This window comes from Streptomyces cavernae (genome assembly GCF_004023625.1).
GTDB classification, from domain to species: Bacteria; Actinomycetota; Actinomycetes; order Streptomycetales; family Streptomycetaceae; genus Streptomyces; species Streptomyces cavernae.
Genome location: NZ_RPDJ01000002.1, coordinates 135,844 through 160,060, shown reverse-complemented (window position 1 = coordinate 160,060; position 24,217 = coordinate 135,844). Strand labels below are relative to the sequence as shown.

Here is a 24,217-nt window from a genome sequence, read left to right as displayed (position 1 = left end):
GAGCCGGGTCACAGCGCGGTCGTCACGAACTGGGCCTGAAACTAGGCGAGTTGCGGGCGCGACCAGCACTGACCCGCGCTCCGGCCGCCCGACCAGGTACGACCGGTCGAACACACTTCCCGCCGACTCACGCGACAACAAAGTGACTTGTGCAACTGGCGTGGGTGGTGTGGAACCCCACACCTTCCCCGCAACGCACTGTGCATGCCCGCGGAGAACTACGAGGCGCATCCCCGCGGAGAAAACTACGAGGGCGGCCGTTCCGCGTTGTCCGCGGACGACCGCCCTCGTCCGAGTGGAGCTAAGGAGAATTGAACTCCTGACCTCCTGCATGCCATGCAGGCGCTCTACCAACTGAGCTATAGCCCCTTGTGCCATGCGACGGAGCCGCATGGTGTTTCGCCCCGCTCGGCGGGGCGAACAAGAAGAACCTTAGCCTGCGCCCCACCGGAAAGTGAAATCCGGGGTGCGGGGCCCCGGAGGCGCTCAGTCGTCGTCGCCGAGCACGGGTTCCGGCAGCGTGCCGGCGTTGTGCTCCAGCAGCCGCCAGCCGCGTACGCCCTCGCCCAGGACCGACCAGCAGCAGTTGGAGAGACCGCCGAGGCTCTCCCAGTTGCGGGCCTCCAGGCCGAGCAGCCGGCCGATGGTGGTGCGGATGGTGCCGCCGTGGCTGACCACCACCAGCGTGCCGTCGACGGGCAGCTTCTCGGCGTGCCGGAGCACGACGGGGGCGGCACGGTCGGCGACCTCGGTCTCCAGTTCGCCGCCGCCGCGGCGCACCGGTTCGCCGCGCTTCCACGCGGCGTACTCAGCGCCGTGGCGCTCCATGATCTCCTCGTGCGTCAGCCCCTGCCAGACGCCCGCGTACGTCTCGCGGAGGGCCTCGTCGTGGGTGACGTCGAGACCGGTGAGCGCGGCCAGCTCGTCGGCGGTGTCGGCGGCCCGCCTCAGGTCGGAGGCGAGGATCGCGTCCGGCTTCAGGGAGGCGAGCAGCCGGGCGGCGCGGCGGGCCTGGCCGCGACCGGTCTCGGTGAGTTCGACGTCCGTGGTGCCCTGGAAGCGGCGCTCCACGTTCCAAGCGGTCTGGCCGTGCCGCCAGAGGATGAGGCGGCGTCCCCGGCCGGGCTTGCGCTCGACGCCGGCCGCGGGTCCGGCTCCGGGCCCCGTCGCGGCCGAGGGCCCGGGCCCGCCGCCCTCCGTGACGCCGCTCACCGCAGCTCTCCGCCGAACTCGGCGGCGTCCTCGGCGGCCTGCAGCTTGGCGTGCTCCTCGCCCTTGCCACGGGTGGCCTGCGCGTCGGCGGGCAGCTCCAGTTCGGGGCAGTCCTTCCAGAGCCGCTCCAGGGCGTAGAAGACACGCTCCTCGCTGTGCTGGACGTGCACCACGATGTCGACGTAGTCGAGGAGGACCCAGCGGGCCTCCCGGTCGCCCTCGCGCCGCACCGGTTTGGCGCCGAGATCCTTGTTCAGCCGCTCCTCGATCTCGTCGACGATCGACTTGACCTGGCGGTCGTTGGGTGCGGAGGCCAGCAGGAAGGCGTCCGTGATCGACAGTACGTCGCTGACGTCGTATGCGATGACGTCGTGCGCGAGCTTGTCGGCTGCCGCCTGGGCAGCGGTGTTGATGAGCTCGAGAGAGCGGTCAGTGGCGGTCACTACGCGGCTTTCGGTCGGCGGTCAGTACACATCAAGGGTCTCACGGACCGCCGACGGCCCCCGAGGCGTTTTCGCGGCCGGGCCGAGCTCTTCGGACCGCGGCGTCCTCCCAGGCGATCCGGCGGCCGCGCCCGGGAGGTACCGGGCGCGGCGCGGGCCACCGGACGAGGTCGCCCGGCAGGTCACCCCCCGGAGGTTCCGGAACCCCCGGAACCCCCGGAACCCTCGGCCTTGTAGTCCTGGCCGAGGACCACGGCCACGTCCGCGTTGGAGGCCCGCGCGGACTTCTCGACCGCGCTGGTGGGCAGGCCCAGGGTCTTGGCGACCTCGACGGCGTTCTGCTTGTCGGAGTCGTCCGTGTAGGTGATCGCCGACTTGGCCTGGGCCGTGGAGCCCGTACCGGCGTCGAGGAAGGTGTAGCCGCCGTTGACCAGCACGACCCGGGCCTGCTCCGTGGCGTTCTTGTCGCCCGTGGAGTTGCGCACCCCGACCCGTACGGCCGCGCCCTGCTCGGGGCTCTTCGCGGTGCCGCCGAGGATCTTCCTGACCACGCCGTCGGAGGTCTTCCCGCTCAGGGTGCCGTCGGACTGGACGGGCAGGAGCACGGATTCGTAGGAGCCGCCCTTGGCGAGGTCCGCCAGCTTGGCGAGGAAGCCGCCGAGGTCCTTGTCGGTCAGCGGCGGTTCGATGATCTGTGCCAGGGACTGCACGGTGACGGTCGCCGAGGACGCGTCCGAGGACATCTTGCGCAGCACGCCCTGCATGACCTGCCCGAATCGCTCCAGCTGGGCGTTCTCGGACTCGCCGGGGGCCCGGTAGGTGGCGTAGGCGACGGCCGTCTTGCCGCTGAGCGTCTGGTTCTCGCCCTTGCTGACCAGCGGCGCCGCGCCCTTCTTCTTGGCGTCCGGGTCCGGCACGTTCGTGTCCGTGTCGACCTCGATGTTGCCGACGAGTTCCACGAGGTTGTTGAGGTAGGGGGTGTCGAGCCGCCAGGTGCCCTGGATGTCGGTGCCGAGGACGGTGTCGAGTGCCTCGCGGGTGCCGGAGGAACCGTCGTCGTCGACCGACTTGGCGAGGGTGGTCCGGATGCCGTCGTCACCGGTGAGGGCGAGCGCGTTGGGCAGCAGGACGGTGGCGCCCCGCTTGGTGGTGGAGTTGTCGACGAGCAGCACCGTGGAGGTGCCGCCCTTCTTGGTGTTGTGCAGATGGACGACGATCACGTCACGCTTCTGGGCGCCCGAGGCCGGGGTCCCCGCGGTCGTCCGGGACTCGGCGGACAGGCCGGGCAGCTTGCCCGCGTACCAGAGGTAGCCGACACCGGTCACGGCGACCAGCGCGAACACCACGACCAGCGCCGTGACCCGGCCGCGGGCCCGCCGTTTGGCCTCCTCGCGGCGTTCGGTGCGGTTCTCGGTGAACTTCAGCCAGTCGATGACGTCCTCGGAGTCGCCGTCCGGCTCCTCGACGAAGGCGAACTGCTCGGTGCGGTAGTCACGGGCCTCGGGCTCCGCCCCCGCTCCGGTCGTCTCCCTGCCCGGTCCGGTCGTCGTGGCTCGGGATCCCGGCGTTGTCGCCGCCGCGCGCGGTCCGGCGCCGGACCGCTGTCCGGGAACCCCGGCCGCCGAGTGCTCCGCCGGGTGCTCCGTGGGTCGCCCGCCCGGTGGCGCCTGCTGCGGGATGTACGCGGTCTGCGCGTAGGTGTCGTACGAGGCGGCGGAGTGCTGGTTACGCGTGTCGTACGACGACGCGTGCTGGTGCCGGCCGGTGTCGTACGGCGGCACGGGCGCCTGGTGACCGGTGTGCGGGCCGCCTCGGGGGTCGGGGGCGTAGGGGGGTCGGCCGTCGTTCCCGTAGGGGTCGTGGCCGTATCCGTAGCCCTGGTGTCCGCCGGGCCCCTGGGGTCCAGCGGGCCCCTGGTGTCCGCCGGGCCCCTGGGGTCCAGCGGGCCCCTGGTGTCCGCTGGGCTGTCGCCCGGGCTCATGGGGGCCGTACTGGGCGTGCGCCCCGTACTCCTGTTGTCCGGACGGCTGCCGGGGCGCCGCCTGCCGGTAGACGGGCTGCCCGAACTCGTCGTAGCCGACGAGTTCGTACTGGTCGGAGCCGTACTGGTCGGACCCGTACTGGCCGGATCCGTAGTGACCGGACCCGTACCCCTCGTATCGGTCGTTCACCGGTGCCCCTCTCGGCTCACTCGCCGCGGTACAGCTCGCGCTTGTCGATGTAGCGCACGACGCCGTCCGGCACCAAATACCAGACGGGGTCGCCTGCCGCGACTCTCGCACGGCAGTCTGTGGACGAGATGGCCAGCGCGGGAACGTGGACGAGTGTCACTCCGCCTTCGGGGAGTCCGGGGTCGGTCAGCGGGTGTCCGGGCCGGGTGACGCCGATGAAGTGCGCGAGGGAGAACAGCTCCTCGGTGTCCCGCCAGGTCAGGATCTGGGCGAGGGCGTCGGCTCCGGTGATGAAGAACAGATCGGTGTCGGGGTTGAGTTCGCGCAGTTCGCGCAGGGTGTCCGTGGTGTACGTCGGTCCGCCGCGGTCGATGTCGATACGGCTCACCGAGAACTGCGGGTTCTCGGCGGTCGCGATGACCGTCATCAGGTAGCGGTCCTCGGCGAGCGAGACCTTGCGGTCGCTCTTCTGCCAGGGCTGTCCGGTCGGTACGAAGACCACCTCGTCGAGGTGGAACTGTGCGGCGACCTCCTGAGCCGCCACGAGGTGACCGTGGTGGATCGGGTCAAACGTTCCGCCCATGACGCCGAGCCGACGTTTTCCCGAGTTCTTCGGGTCTTTCACCGGACCGGTAGGCATTTCCTGCTCTCCCATGCGTGCAGACCCTACCGGCCCGGTCCACGCGTCCCGGCCGCCCGGACCCCGGGGAGGGGGCCCAGAAAGGACTTACCGGTCGCGGTTGAAGCGTGTGGTGATCCACAGGAGCAGCAGAAGAGCGAACAGCGCACCCCCGCCCGTCAGGGCCGGGTTGAGGCTCTCGTGGTTGCCGCCGTGTTCCTGGCCCTCGGCGGCGAGTGTGACCAATTGCGCAGCGGTGCTGTGAAGGCTCATCTTCTGCGGGACCTATCCGGTGTGGGCGGGACAAAGATTTACGCGGCCCCATGGTAAGCGGGGGGCCGGGGGGCGATCACGCCGACTCCGGCATCACCGCCCGCGGACCGCATGACCGCCGTCCCGCGGACTCCCCGCACGCGGTCACCGCGAACTCCGCGCCCGCCGCCTCCGCGGACTTCGTGCTCGCCACCTCCGGTGACTCCCCGTACGCGCCTCCGCGAACTCCGCGCCCGCCGCCTCAGCGGACTCCCCGCACGCCGCCTCCGCGGACTTCGTGCTCGCCACCTCCGGTGACTCCCCGTACGCGCCTCCGCGGACTCCGCGGCCGCCGCCTCCGCGCACTCCCCGCACGCCGCCTCCGCGGACTTCGTGCTCGCCACCTCCGGTGACTCCCCGTACGCACCTCCGCGAACTCCGCGCCCGCCGCCTCCGCGGACTCCCCGCACGCCGCTCCGGTCAGTCGTCCCGTTTGTATCCGCGCAACAGGAACCAGGCCGTCAGCACGCACCCCACCACCATCACGATCAGCACCACGCGGAGCAGGTTGCCCGGCCCCTGGCGTTCGGCGGCCGACGCGGCCTCGGTGATCCAGTCGGGAACCTGCTCCATGGCGAACGACTCCTTGTCAGTGCTGCCCCGAAAACGGTAACTCCGCCTAGGCTGAGTCAAGCCTTGGGGGCACGCAGAGGCAGATTCGGACCATGGGGGACACATGACCGACAACAGCCACAACGGGCACGAGAACGTGCCGAGCAGGCAGCGCAGGCGCTTCGAGGGAATCTCCTCGCGGGCGTACGAGCACCCGGCGGACCGCTCGGCGCTGGTGGCGCTGCGCAAGCTCAGCGGGTTCGACACCGTCTTCAAGGCACTGAGTGGACTCCTGCCCGAGCGCAGTCTGAGGCTGCTCTTCCTGTCCGACTCCGTACGGGTCTCGGACGAACAATTCGCCCACCTGAACGACATGCTGCGGGACGCCTGCTACATCCTGGACCTGGAGAAGGTCCCGCCGATGTACGTCAACCAGGACCCACAGCCCAACGCCATGTGCATCGGCCTGGACGAGCCGATCATCGTCGTCACCACGGGGCTCGTGGAGCTGCTCGACGAGGAGGAGATGCGCGCGGTCATCGGCCATGAGGTGGGGCATGCGCTGTCCGGCCACTCCGTCTACCGGACCATCCTGCTCTTCCTGACCAGCCTGGCCGTGCGGGTGGCCTGGATCCCGCTGGGCACCATCGCGATCATGGCTATCGTGACGGCGCTCCGGGAGTGGTTCCGCAAGTCGGAGCTGTCGGCCGACCGTGCGGGGCTGCTGGTCGGGCAGGACCTGAAGGCCTCGATGCGCGGACTGATGAAGATCGCGGGTGGCAACCACCTGCACGAGATGAATGTGGACGCGTTCCTGGCGCAGGCCGAGGAGTACGAGGCGGGGGGCGATCTGCGTGACTCCGTCCTGAAGATCCTGAACGTCCTCCCCCGCTCGCACCCGTTCACCACCGTGCGCGCGGCCGAGCTGAAGAAGTGGGCGGAGTCCCGTGACTTCCAGCGGATCATGGACGGGCACTATCCGCGGCGCGACGAAGACACGGACACGTCGGTCACCGACTCCTTCCGGGAGTCGGCGGCGCACTACGCGTCCCATGTGAAGAACTCGAAGGATCCGCTGATGAAGCTGGTCAGCGACATCGCCGGCGGCGCGGGGGACATCGGGAGCCGGGTCCGGCGCGGCTTCGGCGGGTTCGCCGCCGGCGGGGGTTCCACGAAGACGGCACCGCCGCAGGACACGCCCCCGGAGAACCGGGACGGCCGGGACGGCCGGGACGCCGACTGATCCCACGCGGGGCCGGCCCGATGTTCCATCGCCGGAGGGGCTGTGGGTGGCTTCAGCCCGTCCGGCATGGCGGACGGACACCCGTCAGCCGCCGCGCACTACACCTTCCTACACCTTCGGCTGCGCGCTCTGCGCCAGCGATCCGCACAGCGCCGTGGCACCGTCCGTCGCATAGGGGTCGGTGCCGGCCGGTCCGCCCGACTTCGCCGTCTGCCCCGCCAGCAGCGGACGCAGATGGTTCGCCGCGTCCTCCGAGCAGGAGAGCGGTCCGGCCTGGACGGACGCGGCCATCAGCTGCGTCTGGTGCATGCGCAGGTCGTCGCGGTCGAAGCGGAATTGCAGCTCGCGCCGGACGGTGAACAGGGACGCCTTCGCCCTGTCGTCCGAGCCGGTCGGCTTCAGCGCGTACACCAGGGTGTGGTCGGCGGTGACCTCGAGGGTGTCCGAGTCGGTCTCGGTGGCCTCGAGCGTGCCCTGCACCCGGATCTTGTGGTCGGCGAGCTCGGCCCGGGTCGGATCGAAGCGGATCAGCCACCCGGTGGGCGCGTGCCGCCCGTCCGGGGCCGGATGGTCGAAGCTCTGGTCGAACTGGTCGAGCTGCCGGGGGTTGAGCAGGACCCGGACGGACCGCACGGCGCCGCCGGTGAGCACGTCCGGGTCGAGTGCCGACTTGACCAGGTAGTCCTTCGCCGTGGTCAGCGCGGTCCCGACCTGGCTGTCGGAGAAGTGGGCGGTCCGCCGGAAGGCGGGCAGCGTGACGCCGTCCGCACCGACCCGGAACTGCGCGGCCGGACTGCTTTCGAAGAGTTTTTCCGGATCGACGGCGCCCGGCACGTCGCTCTGCGGCGACAACGGGATCACCGTCATCCGCAGCGGCTCGGTGGGCTGCGCCACGGGCTTCTGGTACGGGTGGCGCACTCCCATATAGATCGCCGTCCCGAAGGCGACGGCGATCAGCAGTACCAGGATGATGGCCTGCCGGGAGAGCCCCCGGCGCAATGGCGGGCGGCGGCGCACGGCCGGCGCGTGGTCGCTCATCCGCTCCCGTGCGGAGGATTCCTGGAGCCGGGCAGCCCTGACGAACGACTCGTCGAACACGACGGATCGGTACTCGTCCTCGCCACCACCGGGAGCGCCCTCGGGTGTCCCCTCAGGTGGGTCTCCTGGCCCGCCCATACTTTCAGAGTAGGTCTCAGCGGCCTCAGGTAAACGCTGACGAACTCGACAAGTTCTGTCAGGTTCGCACCAGGAACACGCCGCCGTCAGGCAGCCCCGCGATCAAGGGCCGCGCCCCGTGACGCACATGACGATCAAGGCCGGCGCGGCCCGGCCGTCAGGGTGTGCGCGGCACCGCGGACACCGGCGGATGGGAGTAGTCCGCCGAAGCGGACGGTGTCGCGCCGACGGTGGAGCCGGTACCGGTCCCGGTCGTGTCGGTGGCCTTGTCCTCCCCCGGGTCCAGTTCCGTGGACGCGGGCGGCGGCACCCGCTCCTGGCGGCCCGACGAGGCGCCCTTGTAGACGGCGGTGAAGGCCAGCGCGACCATCCCGACGCCCATCAGGATGGCGAGCAGCCAGGCGACCGTACGGTGCCAGCGTGCCTGCTTCCCGTAGGAGCCGCTGTAGCCGTCCTCCAGGAGGTCGCGGTCGTCGAAGTCGTCGAAGTCCGGATCATGATCGAAGCCCGTGCGGCGGTCCCGGCCGAAGCCGTCGTCATAGCGGTCGTCGTCGCCACGCGCGCCTCTGGAGTGGCTCCTTCGGGCCTCGGCCTCGGAGGCCTCCGCGCGCGCCTGGGCGGCGGCGAGGAGACGCTCGACCGCTGTGGGCTCGTGCACCACGGCGGCCCGTACGAAGGCCTCGTCGAAGACCACGGAGGCGAACTCTTCGTCCATACCCCCGCGGTCGCGGTCGTCGTCGGGCTCCCAGCCGTCAGGGAACGGCGTGCCCCCCACGTCCTCCGGCACGCATCCAGAGTAGACCTGGGGGGTCATTTTGGGCAGACGGCAAGGAAATTCATCCGATTGACGAGACGGGCTCACAGCAGCGGCCCGGGAAACCGGGCGGTCTCCCGGGCCGGAACGCCTGTCCTGCATCCTCTTGCCAGGTACTGTCGGGTCTTGCTCGACTTGGCACCGCCTTGCCCGGTATTGCCCGGGGTTTCAGCCGCGGATGTGGCCGTCCCCCGTGACGATGTACTTGGTGCTGGTCAACTCCGGAAGTCCCATCGGGCCCCGCGCGTGCAGTTTCTGGGTGGAGATGCCGATCTCGGCGCCGAAGCCGAACTGGCCGCCGTCGGTGAACCGGGTGGAGGCGTTCACGGCGACCGTGGTGGAGTCCACCAGTTGGGTGAAGCGGCGGGCGGCCTGCTGCGAGGTGGTGACGATGGCCTCGGTGTGCCCGGAGGTCCACAGGCGGATGTGGGAGACCGCGCGGTCGAGCGAGTCGACGACGGCGGCGGCGATGTCGTACGAGAGGTACTCGGTGTCCCAGTCCTCGGTGGTGGCCTCGACGACGGTGGCCTTGGAGTCCGCCGCGTAGGCGAGGATCCGCTCGTCACCGTGGACGGTGACCCCGGCCTCCGCGAGCGCGTCCAGGGCGCGCGGGACGAAAGCGTCGGCGATGTCCTTGTGGACCAGCAGCGTCTCCGCGGCGTTGCACACGCTGGGCCGCTGGGCCTTGGAGTTGATCAGGATCTCGACGGCCATGTCGAGGTCGGCTTCCGCGTCGACGTAGACGTGGCAGTTGCCGGTACCGGTCTCGATCACCGGGACGGTGGACTCCTCCACGACCGTGCGGATCAGGGAGGCCCCGCCGCGCGGGATGAGCACGTCGACCAGGCCGCGGGCGCGCATCAGCTCCCGGACCGCGTCCCTGCCCTCTCCGGGCACGAGTTGGACGGCGTCGGCCGGGAGTCCGGAGCCGCCCACGGCGTCGCGCAGCACGCGAACGAGGGCGGTGTTGGACTCGTAGGCGGAGGACGAGCCGCGCAGCAGCACGGCGTTTCCGGACTTCAGGCAGAGCGCCGCGGCGTCGACCGTGACGTTCGGACGCGCCTCGTAGATGATCCCGACGACACCGAGGGGCACCCGGACCTGGCGCAGGTCGAGGCCGTTGGGGAGGGTGGAGCCGCGGACGACCTCACCGACCGGGTCGGGCAGCCCCACGACGTCCCGCACGTCCGAGGCGATGGCGCGCACGCGTTCCGGGGTCAGCGTCAGCCGGTCGATGATGGCCTCGCTGGTGCCGGCCGCCCGGGCGCGCTCGATGTCCTTCGCGTTGGCCGCGACGATTTCGCTGGTGCGGACCTCCAACGCGTCGGCGATGGCGCGCAGCGCGTCGTCCTTCTCCGCCCGCGGCAGCGGGGCGAGCTCTGCGGCGGCACCCTTCGCGCGGTAGGCGGCCTGGGCGACCGGGGACATGGAGTCGTACGGCGAAAGCGTGGTCATGCTGGGAAGGGTAGTGCGCCCACCGGAACCGTCCAGTTCTCGTCCCATCACCCGAGACACGACGAGACGGGATCAAAAGGGGCGGGACGAGGTTGAGCGCGAGGTCAAAAGGGGTGGACGCCCACGGGGGTCGCGGGCAGCGGCCCGTAGCCCTCCGCGACCCGCTGGTGGTAGGTCTCCCGGTCGATGACCTCCAGGCCGACGATCTCCCAGGGCGGGAGATTCGCGGTCCTGCGGTGCTCGCCCCACAGGCGCAGGGCCACGGCGGCGGCGTCGTGCAGGTCGCGGGCCTCTTCCCAGTAGCGGATCTCCGCGTGGTCGTTGGCGTAGCGGCTGGTCAGCAGAAAGGGGTGGTCATGGGCCAGCTGTTCCAGTCCGCGCCGCACCTCCTTCAGCGGAGCCTCGCCGCCGGAGACGCTCAGGGTGACGTGCCACAGCCGGGGCAGGTCTTCCGGCTCCTCGTACGCGTCACCGGCCGCCACACTGGTCAGGGCCCGTTCCCCGCCCGGCGCACGGGCCGGGGTTCCCGTCGGTCGTGGGGCTCCCCCCGCTCGGGCGGAGCCGGGACCGGGGGAGGTCCCAGCGCGGGACGCCGCCCCAGGGCGCACTCGTCTCACGACGGCCTCCTTACGCGATGCGGGTGCGGAATCTGCCTGCAACAAAGTTGAGCAGGTGGTGCGTCTCCGTGTGGCGGTTTTACGGAACGTCCCCCACCGGAGGCCCGGGTTGTGGTTCTTTGCGCGGTTCTCGTCAGTGCTGGAGCAGGACGAGGTCGTCCCGGTGTACGACCTCGCGTTCGTACGCGGGTCCGAGCTCGCGTGCCAGTTCCCGGGTGGAGCGGCCGATCAGCTGCGGGATCTCCTTGGCGTCGAAGTTCACCAGCCCGCGCGCGACCGCCCGGCCCGTCCCGTCCCGCAGTTCGACCGGGTCACCCGCGGTGAACTCGCCCTCCACCGCGGCGATGCCCGCCGGCAGCAGCGACTTGCGCCGTTCGACGACCGCGCGGACGGCGCCGTCGTCGAGGGTGATGGAGCCCTGCGGGGCGGAGGCGTGCTGGAGCCACAGCAGCCGGTCCGCGGAGCGCTTGCCCGTGGGGTGGAAGTAGGTGCCCGTGTCCCGTCCCGCGAGGGCGTCCGCGGCGTGCACGGCGCTGGTCAGCACCACGGGGATACCGGCCGCGGCGGCGATCCGGGCGGCCTCGACCTTGGTGACCATGCCGCCGGTGCCCACCCCGGCCTTGCCCGCGCTGCCGATCTCCACCTGCGCCAGGTCCCGCGGGTCACGTACCTCGGCGATCCGTGAGGTGCCGGGCTTGCTGGGGTCACCGTCGTACACACCGTCCACGTCCGACAGCAGCACCAGCAGGTCGGCCCGTACGAGGTGGGCGACGAGCGCTGCCAGGCGGTCGTTGTCCCCGAAGCGGATCTCGTCCGTGGCCACGGTGTCGTTCTCGTTGACCACCGGGAGCGCGCCCATCGCGAGGAGCTTGTCGAGGGTGCGGGAGGCGTTGCGGTGGTGGGCGCGGCGGCTGGTGTCGTCCCCGGTCAGCAGGACCTGGCCGACACGGATGCCGTAGCGGGCGAACGAGGCGGTGTAGCGGGCGACCAGCAGGCCCTGGCCGACGGAGGCGGCGGCCTGCTGGCGGGCGAGGTCCTTGGGACGGCGGCGCAGCCCGAGCGGGGCGAGGCCGGCGGCGATGGCGCCGGAGGAGACGAGGACGATCTCCTTCTCCCCCCCGCTGCGGCCCTTGGCCAGGACGTCGACGAGGGCGTCCACCCGGTCCGCGTCAAGACCGCCCGACGCTGTGGTCAGCGACGACGACCCCACCTTCACGACAATCCGGTGAGCCTGAGCCACGCCTTGCCTGGACAACCTGTATCCCCAATGTTCCGATCGGCCCGGAGTACGCAATCTACGGGAGGGCGGATGCGGGACGCCGCCGCGTTTCGAGGGGCGGACGGCGGTGGTCACCCGCACCTCACACCACTTTGCACCCTTTGCTCCGGTTGCTCTTGTGGCGGATTGCTCCGTGGGGCGCGGAGGTCATACGGTCAGTGGTCGGTCTTCCCTTGAGAAAACGCCCGCGATACACCTTCGATACATCTACGGGACACCTCTCGGAGAGACTCCGTGCACCTCGTGTACGCCTGTGCACCCCTGTCCGTCGCATCCCTCGCAGGAGCCCAGCCCGTGCCCTCCGGCCCTCCCCCTCGCCGCATCGTGCAGCTGTCCGCGCTGCTCGCGATGTTCGCGTTCTTCACAGCCCAGATCGTCTCCGCGCTACTGCCGAACGCCCCGGTCCTCGTCGTCGCGAGCGCGGGGGGTCTCGCCCTCGATGTGTACCTCCAGTACCGCGATCCCGGGCTGCTGTCCCTGCTGGGCAAGGTCCGCTTCGACGTCACCGTCCGGCAGTTGCTGCGCGACATGCTGATCGTGGTCGGCCTGCTGCGCATCGACGACGTCGGCGAGCTGAGCGAGACGGCCCCGCTGCTGGTGGCGCTGTGCGTCTTCTACGCCGCCCACTTCGCCTGCCAGGCCGCCGCGGTCCTGGTCCGCCGCACGCGCACGCTGCCGATCGTCACCCGCAACATCGACGCCTCCGCGCTCAAGCTGACCACCGCCCCGCCGCGCATCCTGGCCCGCCGTCAGGGCCACCGCCTGCTCACCTTCTCCATCCCCGCCACGATCGGCCTGCTGGGCACCGCCGCGACCGGCGACGGCCTCTGGGGCGCCATCGGCCTGGGCATCACCCTCGTGATGATCTTCGGCGGTACCGCCTACCTCGCCACCTGGCTGCTGCCGAAGAAGCGGGCCAAGAGCGAGGCGAAGGTCATGGAGTGGCTGGACAAGTGGCTGGCGGCGTACAAGCCGACGGTCGCCATGTACTTCTCCGGCGGCACGACCTCCGCCTATCAGGCGAACATGTGGCTCTCCACACTGTCGGCGATCGACGCGAAGCCGCTGATCGTGCTGCGCGAGCGGTTCATGGTGCAGAAGATAGAGGCGACCGACGTGCCGATCATCTGCTTCCCGAAGGTCACCACGATGTTCTCGCTGGAGAACTCGACCCTGAAGATGATGCTGCACCCGGCCAACGCCGCGAAGACCTCGCAGGTGCTGCGCATCCCCACCATCAAGCACGCCTTCATCAACCACGGCGAGAGCGACAAGCTCTCCTCGTGCAACCCCTACGCCAAGGCCTACGACGAGGTGTGGGTGGCCGGTCCCGCGGCCCGCGAGCGGTACGCCCTCGCGGAGGTCGGCGTCGAGGACAAGGACATCGTGGAGGTCGGCCGCCCGCAGCTGGCGCCGATCCGCCCCTACTCGGGCGCGCCGACGGGCCCGTACACCACGGTTCTGTACGCCCCCACCTGGGAGGGCTGGGACGGCAACCCCGGCAACACGTCCGTGGTTCTGGCCGGCGAGAACATCGTCCGCGAGCTCCTCGCCGACGACGGCGTACGCCTCCTCTACAAGCCGCACCCGATGACCGGGTCCGTCGACCCGCGCGCGGGCGCCGCGAACGAGCGCATCCAGGCGATGATCCGGGAGGCGAACACCAAGCGGTCGGGCTCCCGGCCGGGCGCCGAGGCCGCCGCCGAGCTCGCCCGCCGCACCGTCGAGCTCGACAAGCTCACCTCGACGCACTTCCGGGAGAGCGCGGACGAACTGGAGCGGATGCTGCTCCAGGGCAAGCCGCAGGGCAACCGCGAGGCCGCCATCGCCGAGGCCACGCTCGCCTGGGAAAAGGCTTACTGGGCCGCCTTCCCGGAGTGGGAGCACCAGATCATCACCGACGCGCGGCCGGGCATCTTCGCCTGCTTCAACGAGGCGGACCTGCTGGTCAGTGACGTCTCCTCGGTGGTGTCGGACTGGCTGTCCAGCGAGAAGCCCTACGCCGTCGCCAACACCTCCGGCATGTCGGAGGAGGCGTTCCGTGCGGGCTTCCCGACCGTGTCGGCCGGAGTCATCCTCACCCCTGAGGCGAAGGGCGTTCCGGCCCTGCTGGAGTCGGTCCGCCACCCGGAGAAGGACACCTTCACCGCGGCCCGCGCCGAACTCAAGGAGCATCTGCTGGGTCCCTCCGACCCGCCGTCGCTGGCCCGCTTCAACGCGGCCATCGACGCGCTGTGCAGGAAGGCCGACGAGCGCCGGGTGCGCATGGAGGATCGCCTGGCAGACGAAATCCCTTCACCGCGGGGGGCGGTGGAGGCGCTGGAGTCCGAGGCACCTGAGGACTCGGTCAACGCCTAGCCGGATTCGACACGCCGAGGGGCCCGGAAGCAACACGCTTCCGGGCCCCTCGGTTCGGCTTTGGCCGGGTGTGGGCCGGCCTTGCTCGGGAGTGTGCGGTCTGGGCCGTCCAGACGCTCGTCAGATGCGCGTCGGATGCGAGTCCGACGGCAGGTCCTAGTGCCGCGGCAGGCAACGTTTGCCCGGTAAGGAGCGGCGTCCGGTGCGTGCTCTGGGGGTACCCCCTGCTCGAAGAGCTTGGGGGAGTGCCGGGCGTCGCGACGGGGCTAACGTTGCCTGTTGCGGCACTAGAACGGCTCGAAGCCGTCGAACTCGCGCTCCGCCTCGTCCCGTTCCGCCTGCCGGTCGCGCCGCCGCTGCGCAGCGGGCCGGGGCGCCTCGAAACGGTGGTCCTCACCGCGCCGCCCCAGCATCTCCGCCCCGGCCATCACCGACGGCTCCCAGTCGAAGACGACCGCGTTGTCCTCGGGCCCGATGGCCACGCCGTCACCGGCCCGCGCCCCGGCCTTCATCAACTCCTCCTCGACCCCGAGGCGGCCCAGGCGATCGGCGAGATAACCGACGGCCTCGTCGTTGTTGAAGTCGGTCTGCCGGACCCAGCGCTCCGGCTTCTCACCACGTACCCGGAAGAGCCCGTCGTCCTCGCGCGACACGGTGAACCCGGCGTCGTCGACCGCCTTCGGACGGATGACGATCCGGGTCGCCTCCTCCTTGGGCTTCGCGGCCCGCGCGGCCGCCACCATCTCCGCGAGCGCGTACGACAGTTCCTTCAGCCCGGTGTGCGCCACCGCCGACACCTCGAAGACCCGGTACCCGCGCTCCTCGAGGTCGGGCCGCACCATCTCGGCGAGGTCCCGCCCGTCCGGTACGTCGATCTTGTTGAGCACGACGACGCGCGGCCGGTTCCCCAGGCCGCCGTACTGCTTCAGCTCCTCCTCGATGACGTCGAGGTCGGAGACCGGGTCACGGTCGGACTCCAGCGTCGCGGTGTCCAGGACGTGCACCAGCACACTGCACCGCTCCACATGGCGCAGGAACTCGAGGCCCAGCCCCTTGCCCTGGCTGGCTCCGGGGATCAGCCCGGGGACGTCCGCGATCGTGTAGACCGTCTCGCCCGCCGTCACCACGCCCAGGTTCGGTACGAGCGTGGTGAAGGGGTAGTCGGCGATCTTCGGCTTCGCCGCGGACAGCACCGAGATCAGGGACGACTTGCCGGCACTGGGGTAACCGACGAGCGCCACGTCCGCGACGGTCTTGAGCTCCAGTACGACGTCCTGCACATCGCCCGGCTCACCGAGCAGCGCGAACCCGGGCGCCTTGCGGCGGGCCGAGGCGAGGGCGGCGTTGCCGAGCCCGCCGCGACCGCCCTGCGCGGCCACGTACGTCGTACCGTGCCCCACCAGGTCGGCGAGGACGTTGCCCGCCTTGTCCAGCACCACCGTGCCGTCCGGAACCGGCAGCACGAGGTCCTGCCCGTCCTTGCCGGAGCGGTTGCCGCCTTCGCCGGGCTTTCCGTTGGTGGCCTTGCGGTGGGGGGAGTGGTGGTAGTCGAGCAGAGTGGTCACCGACTGGTCGACGACGAGGGTGACGTCGCCACCGCGTCCGCCGTTCCCGCCGTCGGGTCCGCCCAGCGGCTTGAATTTCTCCCGGTGGACGGAGGCACAGCCGTGGCCTCCGTTACCCGCGGCGACATGGAGCTCGACGCGGTCCACGAAGGTGGTCATGGTGGGGTGCCTCCAGCACGTTCGGTGCGTACGACTTTCGTACGAGGGTTGTGTCTCTTGCCTAACAAACGAAAGGCGGACCCGCCTTCCCGTCCGGGAAAGTGAGGTCCGCCTCGCGAAAGGGTCCGGTCAGGCGACCGGGACGATGTTCACGACCTTACGGCCACGGTGGGTACCGAACTCCACCGCACCGGCCTGCAGCGCGAACAGGGTGTCGTCGCCACCGCGGCCGACGCCCGCACCCGGGTGGAAGTGGGTGCCGCGCTGGCGGACCAGGATCTCACCGGCGTTCACGACCTGACCGCCGAAGCGCTTCACGCCGAGGCGCTGAGCGTTGGAGTCACGACCGTTACGGGTGGACGATGCGCCCTTCTTGTGTGCCATCTCTCCTCAGTCCCTTACTTCGCAGCCGCGGGGATCTCAGTGACCTTGATCGCCGTGTACTGCTGGCGGTGGCCCTGACGACGGCGGTAGCCCGTCTTGTTCTTGTAGCGCAGAATGTCGATCTTCTGGCCCTTGTGGTGGTCCACGACCTCGGCCTGGACCTTGATGCCGGCCAGCACCCACGGGTCGCTGGTCACAGCGTCGCCGTCGACAACGAGCAGGGTCGAGAGCTCGACCGTGTCGCCAACCTTGGCAGTGGAAATCTTGTCAACCTCAACGATGTCGCCGACAGCAACCTTGTGCTGGCGACCACCGCTGCGCACGATGGCGTACACGCGGATCTCACTCTCTCACTCGGGACCGGCACCCCCGCAGTCCAGCCGCTCAGCAGCGCGAACGGCCTCTCCGGGGCGGCCAGGTGCACCAGGTGCCCGGGAGGATGAGGTTTACGGGGATGTGGCGCGCCTGAGGACACGCCGACGCTCAAGGTTACGGGGCCCGGCGTGGGGGGTCAAACCGAGCCCCCGCCGGGCTCGGGACAGTCACGGCGCGGGCGGGCACGGCCGCGGGAACTGCCGGCTCGGACCGTCGGCTCGCGGCCCGAGCCTGGCCGGCCCGGCCAGATCGTCGTCCCGCCCGGCTCAGGGCGCGGGCTTCTCACCGTCCGCGGGCAGCGGCTTCACGCCCATGCACAGGTCGGTGGTGTCCGCCCTGCCGGGATAGGCGACCGCGATCACCTTGTCGAAGTGCGCCTTGTACATGTTGTGGACCGTGTCGTCGTCGATCTTGATGATCGACTCGTCGTTCTCGCGCAGCGCGGGCCCCGTGTAGTTGCCGGAGCCGGTGAAGCTGACCTTGTTCCGCACACCGGCGTACATGCCGTCGATGAGGATGTACTTGGAGTGGATGATGTAGGGCGCGATCAGCTTCTGTCCGGGGTTGAGCGGGTCCCGGTCGTCGTTGTAGCAGCGCACGGTCGGGCCGCCGGAGGTGTGCAGCTTCTCCCAGGTTCCCGGGGTTCCGCCGGTGCTCCTGGCGCTGTCCGACTCCGCGTACACGATGCTGACGTTGCAGCCGAGCCTCTTCAGTGAGAGCAGCTTGTCGGCGATGGCCTGGCGAGTGATCTTGAAGACGGCGACCCGCACCCACGTCCTGCGGGCGACTCCCGCGCTGTCCTTGTAGGTGCACTGGACGTTGTTGAGCACCGAGTAGACGGTGTCGGTGTCCCGGGTGTTGCCGGCCCGCGGGAAGAAGTACGCCTTGTACAGGCCGTTGCTGACCGTGCGGTACTTCCAGGTCGACCAGTCCTGTGCGACCAGCTTGTCGAAGTACGCCGAGTACGCCTGGTACATCGTCGGGTTGTCCGGCAGCAGCAGGGCGTCGTTGAAGAACTTGGTGTGCGCGGACGGCGTCGAGTTGGACGTCGTCTCCACCACCACGTTCGTGGCGCCCTGGACCGCCGAGAACAGCCAGAACTTGTTGTGCATGATCGACTGCCCGTACTTCGGGTCGCCGAGGCAGGACTTGTCCACCGGGCAGGTCACCACGTACGACCGCTGCGTACGGTCGGTGCCGAGCGCGGCGGCGAGGCTGCCGTAGGCGGTGTTGGCGGGCCGGTCGCTGATGCTCGACTCGTCCAGCAGCACCTGCACGTCGACGCCGCGGCCCTTGGCGGCCTTGAGGGCGTTGACGACGGTCGTCTCCCACAGGTGGTACACGGCGATCTTGATCGTCGACCCGGGCAGTGCGGCGTTGGTCAGTTCGAGCAGCCGCGTGCGGATCGCGAGTTGTGCGTCGGTGGTGCCCAACGGGTCGTTGAAGATCGGCCCCTCGGTCCAGGTGGTCGCGTCGGCCGCCTCCGCGGCCCCGCCCGAGGCGGCCAGCTGCACCCCTGCCGCGGAAAGCACCGTCGCCAGCGCGACTGCCTGGCGCGCGCCCGTGACCGGCTTCACAGCACGGTGCCGCCCAGTGCCTTTTCGGCACACGCGCACCATACGATCCCCTCCCCTGCCGCCAGCAAGCGCTCTCCCCAACGCCGCCCGGTACTCGAAAACCTGTGACGCCTGAGTTTCACAAGCAAGCGTTCGTGCTCCAAGAGGCGAGCGATTCTTGTGATACTCCCGATATGCGGGCGTTCGCGCGCAACGCGGTAGCGGACCACCATCCGCCCGATCCGCGCACATGGCCGTGACACACCGGTGCCCCGGCCGGCGGACTAACCGCCGGACCGGGGCACCGGTTCACCGGGGAGGCGATCGCCTCTCGCGGCTCAGCCTTCGTCGGCGGACGCCGACACCGTCGGCTGCGCCGGCTGCTCGGCCGCCACCGTCTTCTTCGCCGCCGTCTTCTTGGCGGTCGTCTTCTTCGCGGCGGTCTTCTTGGCGGCCGTCTTCTTCGCCGCCGTCTTCTTGGTGGCGGCCTTCTTGGCCGTCGCCTTCTTCGCCGGCTTGCGGGCCGTCTTCTTGGCCGGCGCGGCCTCCTCGCCCGCTTCCTCCGCGGAGGCGGACTCCGCCGACGAGACCGCCGCCTCGGAACCAGCCGATTCCGCGGCCTGCTCTTCCGCGGCTTCCGGTTCCGCCGGATTGTCCGTCGTCGCGGGGACCACCACGACGGCCGTCTCCTCGGAGGAGGTGGGCGCGGTGGCCTTGCGCACGGCACGGCGACGCGGGCGGGCGGGCGCGGCCTCGACGGCCTCGTCCGCCGCCGGAACGGGCGCGGCCGACGCGGCGGGGGCCTCGTCCTCTGCCGGGGCCTCGGCGGCCGGCTCCTGCGCGGCCGGTGCAGCCGGTGCGGCCGGTGCGGCCGACTCGGTGATCGTCGCCGCGTCCTCGTCCGCCATCTTCGGCGAACCGGCCGGGGACGTCACCTTGCGGGTGGCGCGACGGCGCGTACGGCCCTTGGGCGCAGCGTCCTCCGCCACGGGGGTGGCGGGAGGCTCGACGACCGGGTCCTCGACGGCGACCGGCTCGGCGTGCGCCTCCTCGCGCGGCCTGACCGGCTCCGGACGGGCCTGCGCCGGAGCGGACTCCGGTCGGGGCGCACCCGCCGGAGCGGACACGCGCCGGGTCGCCCGGCGACGCGAACGCCCACCGCGGGACGCGGCGGCCTCCGCCTCGGCGACGCTGCTGTACAGCTCCTCGTCGGGCGCGAAGTCCGGCGCGGCGAGCGCCGCCGGCGCGGCGACCTCGGCGGCCACCTCGGCCACGGTCTCGGCCTCCGTCTCGTCGGCGGTCTGCGGCACCTCCTCGGTGTCCACGACCTCCACGACGACCTCGTGTTCGTGCTCGGCGCCGCCCCGGCCGCGCTTGCGGCGCTTGCCGCCGCCACCGGGGGCGGACGGCTGCTCCATGTGCACGATGACGCCACGGCCGTTGCAGTGGACGCAGGTCTCGGAGAAGGACTCCAGCAGGCCCTGGCCGACCCGCTTGCGGGTCATCTGGACCAGGCCCAGCGAGGTCACCTCCGCCACCTGGTGCTTCGTACGGTCGCGGCCCAGGCACTCCAGCAGCCGGCGCAGCACGAGGTCGCGGTTGGACTCCAGCACCATGTCGATGAAGTCGATGACGACGATGCCGCCGAGGTCGCGCAGCCGCAGCTGGCGGACGATCTCCTCGGCCGCCTCCAGGTTGTTCCTGGTGACGGTTTCCTCGAGGTTGCCGCCCTGCCCGGTGAACTTGCCGGTGTTGACATCGATCACGACCATGGCCTCGGTCTTGTCGATCACCAGCGAGCCACCGGACGGCAGCCACACCTTGCGGTCCAGCGCCTTGGCGAGCTGCTCGTCGATGCGGTACGTCGCGAAGACATCGACCTCGGAGGTCCACCGCTGCAGCCGCTCGGCCAGGTCGGGCGCGACATGGGCGACGTATCCGTGGATGGTCTCCCACGCCTCGTCGCCGCTCACGATGACCTTGGAGAAGTCCTCGTTGAAGATGTCGCGGACGACGCGGACCGTCATGTCCGGCTCGCCGTACAGCAGCGTCGGGGCGTTGCCGTTCTTCGCCTTCTTCCGGATGTCCTCCCACTGCGCCTGCAGCCGCTCGACATCGCGACGCAGCTCCTCCTCGCTCGCGCCCTCGGCGGCGGTGCGCACGATGACGCCCGCGTCCTCGGGAACGATCTTCTTGAGGATGGTCTTCAGACGCGCCCGCTCGGTGTCGGGAAGCTTGCGGCTGATGCCCGTCATCGACCCCTCGGGGACGTAGACGAGGTAGCGGCCGGGCAGGGAGACCTGGCTCGTCAGCCGGGCACCCTTGTGGCCGATCGGGTCCTTGGTGACCTGCACGAGGACCGACTGGCCGGACTTGAGGGCGGACTCGATGCGCCGCGGCCCGTTGGCCATGCCGAGCGCCTCGAAGTTGACCTCACCTGCGTACAGGACGGCGTTGCGGCCCTTGCCGATGTCGATGAAGGCGGCCTCCATCGACGGCAGCACGTTCTGCACCTTGCCGAGGTAGACGTTGCCGACGTACGAGGTCGACTGTTCCTTGTTGACGTAGTGCTCGACGAGCACGTTGTCCTCGAGGACGCCGATCTGCGTGCGCTCGCCGCTCTGGCGCACGACCATCACGCGCTCGACGGCCTCGCGGCGGGCCAGGAACTCGGCCTCGGTGATGATCGGGACGCGCCTGCGGCCCTGCTCACGGCCCTCGCGGCGGCGCTGCTTCTTGGCCTCCAGACGCGTGGAGCCCTTGATGGACTGCACCTCGTCGGACGGTTCGGCGGGCTTGCGCGGCTCGCGGACCTTGACGATCGTGCGCTCCGGGTCGCCCTCGCCGGGCTCGGTGTCGACGGACGTGTCACCGGCGCGACGCCGACGACGACGACGGCGCCGGCTGCTGCTGGTGCCTCCGCCGGACGACTCCTCGTGCTCGTCCTCGGCGTCCTCCTCCGCCTGCTCGGCGGTGTCCTCGGCGTCCTGGGCGGCCTGTTCGGCGGCGAGTTCGTCGCTCTCCTGCGCCTCACCGTCGGCGGCCTCGCCACGGCGCCGACGCCGGCCACCGCGACGGCGGCGACGGCGGGAACCCGTCTCCTCGCTGTCGTCGCCCGCTTCACCGGCCTCCTCCGCGGAGTCCTCCGGCTCTTCCGCCTCATCGGCCTCGTGGGCCTCGTGGGCCTCGTGGGTCTCGGCCGCCTGCTCGGTGGTCTCGACAGTCTCGGTCGTCGGCACGTCCTCGTCGGCCCCGCCGCGCCTGCGGCGCCGGCGCCGTGCGCCGCTCTCCTCCTCGCTCGCCTCGACGGTCTCCTCGGCCGCCTCGGCCGCGGCCGCGGCGGCGGCCCGCTCCGGCGTCTGGAACATCGGCTCGGTGAAGACGGGCGCCTGGAACACGGCCACCGCCGGGCGCGCGGGACGCGCCGGCGCCTCCTCGACGACGGTCTTGTGCACGGCGGGCTCGGAGAACCCGACGGCGGCCTGACGTGCGGCACGACGACGGGTACGGCGGTGCGAGCCGTCCTCGGCGTCCTCGGCCTGGGCCTCGGCGGGCTCGGCGACCTCGGTGGGCTCGGTGCCGGCCTCGGCAGCGGTCTCCGGTGCGGCGGCGGGCGCGGCGGCCTGGCGGCCGGCACGGCGACGCGTACGGCGCGGCGTGGTGTCGTCGGCCTCGGCGGCGGGCTGCTCGGGCACGACGGCGGCCGGGGCCTCGGCGGCGGCCGTCACGGACTCGTCGGCGGGGGTGGTCTCGGTGGTCACAGCGCCCTCGCTCGTCGTGCCGTCGGTTGCCGCGTCCTCGCTCGTCGCGGGTGCACCGGCGGGCGCGGAGGCCCGGCGGGTGGCGCGACGGCGGGTACGGCGCGGGGCGGCGGTCTCGGAGTCGGCCGACGCCTCTGCGGTCGCGGGCGTCTCAGCTGCCGCGGGGGTCTCTGTGGGCGCCTCGGTCTCAGTAGGCGCGGCGGTCTCAGCGGACGCGTCGGTACCGGAGCTTGCGACCGGCGCGGCGGCCTGGGGCTCGACGGCCTCGCCGGTCCCGGCCCCGGTCCCGGCAGGTTCGGCGGTCACGACCGTCGCCGCCGTCTCGGCGGCCTCGTCGGCGCTCTTCGGCGTACCCGTCGGCGCGGAGACCCGACGGGTGGCCCGGCGGCGCGTACGAGCGGGTGGCTCGGTGCTACCGGCCGCCGGCTCGGCGGAGACGGTCGCCGGGACGTTGGGCTCGTCGGCGGACGCGGTCGTCCCGGCGGACTCCACCGGCACCACCGTCTCCACCGCCTCCGCGCCCTTGGGCGCACCGGCGGGAGCGGAGGCGCGCCGGCGCGCACGGCGGGGAGCGGCGGAAGCGCCGACGGGCGCCGCCTCGGCGGCCTCGGTCTCGGTTTCGGCCTCAGTCTCGGTTTCGGCCTCAGTCTCGGTTTCGGCCTCAGTCTCGGTTTCGGCCTCTGTCTCGGTTTCGGCCTCTGTCTCGGTCTCGGCCTCTTCCAGCTCCGCGGGCACGAGCTGCGTGGGCTCGACGGCGGCCGCGGTGGCGCCTTCCGGCACCTCCGCCTCGGCGGGCGGCGTCGGCCGGTCCGCCACGAGGTCCTCCGTCGTCGCGGCCGCTATGGCGGGTGTGGTGGTCTCCACCGCGGTGTCGGTGGCGGACGTGGGCGGCCCCGCGGGCCGCGACGCGGCGCGACGGCGGCGGCGCGGCGGCAGGGTGTCGCTGGGGGTGCTGTTCTCGGAGCCCGGTGCGGACTCGGCAGGTTCGATCGGTTCGAGCATGCGGGTGGGTCTCCCGTCAGGCTCCCGGGCGCCGCGCCTGGTCCGGCGGTGCCGGTGACGTCCGCGGCTCGCGCGTTGCGCGGTGCCGCCGTCCGGGGCGCGGGCGCCGCACGGGAGCTCTCTGTGTCATGTTCTCGCCGGTTCCGTACGCGGTATACGTACGGCCTGGCGAAAGTCTTCTGTGTCGGTGCGCTGCCCGACCCAGGTGGCTCCCGAGTCCAAGGGCGGCGCTACGGCGACCTTCCTACGCGGAACCTTCCTTACGCCGGCGCTGTCGCGGCGGCAGCCGGAGCGGCCCCTTGAAGAGCGGCCGGGGCGGCCATGACTGCCTCGCGGTCGGGCGCGAGCGGGTCGGTCACCGTGCCGGACTCCTCGTCGAAGAGCCCCTGCGCCAGCCTGGTCACCGCTGCGGGGACCGGCGGCGCCAGGTCGGCCACAGCTCGGAGACCGGACAGGACGTCGTCGGGTCGTACGGCAGGCGTCACGTGCCGAACAACCAGCCGCAGTATCGCACAGGGCTGGTCGGTCGGCCTATCAGGCTGTGGACTGTGCGTTCCGTCGCCCCCGCCGTCGCTCACGTCGAGGCTGACGACTGCGGTACGGGCGTCGAAGGTGCGCATCCCGTTCTTCGTGCGGCGCTGGACCTCGACGGTGTCCGCCGCCTTGAAGGCGTCCACCGCATGCTGGGCGTCCGCGGGGTCCACGCCGTCGAGGCGCAGTTCCCACACCGACGCCGTCAGCCGGTCGGCGAGCCCGGAGGTCCGGGCCTCGACCGCGTCGACGATGTCGAGCCCGCCGGGCAGCGACTCGTCCAGCAGCGCTCGCAGTTTCTCCGGGTCGCGCGCCTCGGTGAGCGCGATCTCCAGGTATTCCGCCTCACTGCCCGTGCCGGTGGGTGCGGCATTGGCGTACGACACCTTCGGGTGCGGTGTGAACCCCGCCGAGTACGCCATCGGTACCTCGGCACGGCGCAACGCACGCTCGAAGGCGCGCTGGAAGTCACGGTGGCTGGTGAACCGGAGGCGGCCGCGCTTGGTGTAACGCAGTCGGATGCGCTGCACCGCGGGTGCGGGCGGCGGGCCTTCGGGCTGTCGCTTGCCCAGTGTCCTGTTCCTTCGTGAGTGCGGTCGTACTGCTACCTAGAGTACGCGCCGCACCGCGTAT

The 24,217-nt window shown here is 71.1% G+C and carries 19 protein-coding genes and 1 tRNA gene; 2 read left to right on the top strand and 18 right to left on the bottom strand.

Features of this window, described 5'->3' with window-relative positions:
• Window positions 1–296 precede the first annotated feature (296 nt).
• The 7 genes from EF387_RS13205 to EF387_RS47445 all read right to left on the bottom strand — a co-directional run bounded on the left by EF387_RS13205 (window position 297) and on the right by EF387_RS47445 (window position 5,330).
• Window positions 297–369: transfer RNA gene (locus EF387_RS13205), tRNA-Ala, on the bottom strand.
• A gap of 117 nt (window positions 370–486) precedes the next feature.
• A complete protein-coding gene (locus EF387_RS13200) occupies window positions 487–1,104 on the bottom strand; it encodes a histidine phosphatase family protein (RefSeq protein ID WP_128376947.1) in 618 nt (205 codons plus the stop codon).
• Between the two features lie 104 nt (window positions 1,105–1,208).
• Entirely contained in the window at window positions 1,209–1,655 is a 447-nt protein-coding gene (gene rsfS / locus EF387_RS13195) for a ribosome silencing factor (RefSeq protein ID WP_128376724.1), read from the bottom strand.
• A 182-nt stretch (window positions 1,656–1,837) separates the two neighbouring features.
• Complete coding sequence (locus tag EF387_RS13190) at window positions 1,838–3,826, bottom strand: LCP family protein (RefSeq protein ID WP_238431494.1); 1,989 nt, start codon at window positions 3,824–3,826, stop codon at window positions 1,838–1,840.
• A gap of 16 nt (window positions 3,827–3,842) precedes the next feature.
• Window positions 3,843–4,481 (bottom strand): nicotinate-nucleotide adenylyltransferase, encoded by a 639-nt coding sequence (nadD, locus tag EF387_RS13185; protein ID WP_128376722.1) that lies wholly within the window; start codon window positions 4,479–4,481, stop codon window positions 3,843–3,845.
• A 72-nt stretch (window positions 4,482–4,553) separates the two neighbouring features.
• Window positions 4,554–4,718 carry a hypothetical protein gene (locus tag EF387_RS47450; RefSeq protein WP_202918234.1) on the bottom strand — a complete coding sequence of 55 codons (165 nt, stop codon included), beginning with the start codon at window positions 4,716–4,718 and terminating at the stop codon, window positions 4,554–4,556.
• A gap of 459 nt (window positions 4,719–5,177) precedes the next feature.
• The gene (locus tag EF387_RS47445; protein WP_128376721.1) at window positions 5,178–5,330 is read right to left on the bottom strand and encodes a hypothetical protein; all 153 of its coding nucleotides are present in this window, start codon (window positions 5,328–5,330) and stop codon (window positions 5,178–5,180) included.
• 103 nt (window positions 5,331–5,433) lie between these two features.
• Between EF387_RS47445 and EF387_RS13170 the strand changes: the two genes are divergently transcribed.
• Window positions 5,434–6,552, top strand: coding sequence for a M48 family metallopeptidase (locus EF387_RS13170; RefSeq protein WP_128376720.1), 1,119 nt, complete (start codon window positions 5,434–5,436; stop codon window positions 6,550–6,552).
• 108 nt (window positions 6,553–6,660) lie between these two features.
• Here the strand turns inward: EF387_RS13170 and EF387_RS13165 are convergent, their stop codons facing one another.
• From EF387_RS13165 to proB, 5 genes are all read right to left on the bottom strand, one after another.
• The gene (locus tag EF387_RS13165; RefSeq protein WP_128376719.1) at window positions 6,661–7,728 is read right to left on the bottom strand and encodes an SCO2583 family membrane protein; all 1,068 of its coding nucleotides are present in this window, start codon (window positions 7,726–7,728) and stop codon (window positions 6,661–6,663) included.
• Between the two features lie 157 nt (window positions 7,729–7,885).
• The gene (locus tag EF387_RS13160; protein WP_128376718.1) at window positions 7,886–8,515 is read right to left on the bottom strand and encodes an SCO2584 family spore wall biosynthesis protein; all 630 of its coding nucleotides are present in this window, start codon (window positions 8,513–8,515) and stop codon (window positions 7,886–7,888) included.
• A gap of 195 nt (window positions 8,516–8,710) precedes the next feature.
• Window positions 8,711–9,997, bottom strand: a complete 1,287-nt coding sequence (locus EF387_RS13155; protein WP_128376717.1) for a glutamate-5-semialdehyde dehydrogenase — start codon at window positions 9,995–9,997, stop codon at window positions 8,711–8,713.
• Between the two features lie 104 nt (window positions 9,998–10,101).
• Window positions 10,102–10,614 (bottom strand): hypothetical protein, encoded by a 513-nt coding sequence (locus tag EF387_RS13150; protein WP_128376716.1) that lies wholly within the window; start codon window positions 10,612–10,614, stop codon window positions 10,102–10,104.
• Window positions 10,615–10,747: 133 nt separating this feature from the next.
• Window positions 10,748–11,854 carry a glutamate 5-kinase gene (gene proB, locus EF387_RS13145; protein WP_128376715.1) on the bottom strand — a complete coding sequence of 369 codons (1,107 nt, stop codon included), beginning with the start codon at window positions 11,852–11,854 and terminating at the stop codon, window positions 10,748–10,750.
• A 333-nt stretch (window positions 11,855–12,187) separates the two neighbouring features.
• Between proB and EF387_RS13140 the strand changes: the two genes are divergently transcribed.
• Complete coding sequence (locus EF387_RS13140) at window positions 12,188–14,251, top strand: hypothetical protein (protein WP_128376714.1); 2,064 nt, start codon at window positions 12,188–12,190, stop codon at window positions 14,249–14,251.
• A gap of 287 nt (window positions 14,252–14,538) precedes the next feature.
• Here EF387_RS13140 and obgE read toward each other — a convergent pair whose 3' ends face one another.
• The 6 genes from obgE to EF387_RS13110 form a co-directional block, all read right to left on the bottom strand.
• Window positions 14,539–15,975 carry a GTPase ObgE gene (gene obgE, locus EF387_RS13135; protein ID WP_128376713.1) on the bottom strand — a complete coding sequence of 479 codons (1,437 nt, stop codon included), beginning with the start codon at window positions 15,973–15,975 and terminating at the stop codon, window positions 14,539–14,541.
• Window positions 15,976–16,104: 129 nt separating this feature from the next.
• Window positions 16,105–16,359 (bottom strand): 50S ribosomal protein L27, encoded by a 255-nt coding sequence (rpmA, locus tag EF387_RS13130; RefSeq protein WP_023550764.1) that lies wholly within the window; start codon window positions 16,357–16,359, stop codon window positions 16,105–16,107.
• 14 nt (window positions 16,360–16,373) lie between these two features.
• On the bottom strand, window positions 16,374–16,694 hold the full coding sequence (gene rplU / locus EF387_RS13125) for a 50S ribosomal protein L21 (RefSeq protein WP_004931419.1): 321 nt from the start codon (window positions 16,692–16,694) through the stop codon (window positions 16,374–16,376).
• 306 nt (window positions 16,695–17,000) lie between these two features.
• A complete protein-coding gene (locus EF387_RS13120; RefSeq protein ID WP_128376712.1) occupies window positions 17,001–18,353 on the bottom strand; it encodes a phospholipase D-like domain-containing protein in 1,353 nt (450 codons plus the stop codon).
• Between the two features lie 275 nt (window positions 18,354–18,628).
• Window positions 18,629–23,053: an Rne/Rng family ribonuclease gene (locus EF387_RS13115; protein WP_128376711.1), complete on the bottom strand. Its 4,425-nt coding sequence runs from the start codon at window positions 23,051–23,053 to the stop codon at window positions 18,629–18,631.
• Between the two features lie 260 nt (window positions 23,054–23,313).
• On the bottom strand, window positions 23,314–24,114 hold the full coding sequence (locus EF387_RS13110) for a TIGR03936 family radical SAM-associated protein (protein ID WP_128376710.1): 801 nt from the start codon (window positions 24,112–24,114) through the stop codon (window positions 23,314–23,316).
• Window positions 24,115–24,217 lie beyond the last annotated feature (103 nt).

Excerpts from the sequence above, each read along its gene's own strand:
- nadD (WP_128376722.1), bottom strand. The coding sequence starts at position 4,481 with ATGGGAGAGCAGGAAATGCCTACCGGTCCGGTGAAAGACCCGAAGAAC.
- EF387_RS47450 (WP_202918234.1), bottom strand. The coding sequence starts at position 4,718 with ATGAGCCTTCACAGCACCGCTGCGCAATTGGTCACACTCGCCGCCGAG.
- EF387_RS47445 (WP_128376721.1), bottom strand. The coding sequence starts at position 5,330 with ATGGAGCAGGTTCCCGACTGGATCACCGAGGCCGCGTCGGCCGCCGAA.
- EF387_RS13170 (WP_128376720.1), top strand. The coding sequence starts at position 5,434 with ATGACCGACAACAGCCACAACGGGCACGAGAACGTGCCGAGCAGGCAG.
- EF387_RS13165 (WP_128376719.1), bottom strand. The coding sequence starts at position 7,728 with ATGGGCGGGCCAGGAGACCCACCTGAGGGGACACCCGAGGGCGCTCCC.
- EF387_RS13155 (WP_128376717.1), bottom strand. The coding sequence starts at position 9,997 with ATGACCACGCTTTCGCCGTACGACTCCATGTCCCCGGTCGCCCAGGCC.
- obgE (WP_128376713.1), bottom strand. The coding sequence starts at position 15,975 with ATGACCACCTTCGTGGACCGCGTCGAGCTCCATGTCGCCGCGGGTAAC.
- rpmA (WP_023550764.1), bottom strand. The coding sequence starts at position 16,359 with ATGGCACACAAGAAGGGCGCATCGTCCACCCGTAACGGTCGTGACTCC.
- EF387_RS13120 (WP_128376712.1), bottom strand. The coding sequence starts at position 18,353 with ATGGTGCGCGTGTGCCGAAAAGGCACTGGGCGGCACCGTGCTGTGAAG.
- EF387_RS13115 (WP_128376711.1), bottom strand. The coding sequence starts at position 23,053 with ATGCTCGAACCGATCGAACCTGCCGAGTCCGCACCGGGCTCCGAGAAC.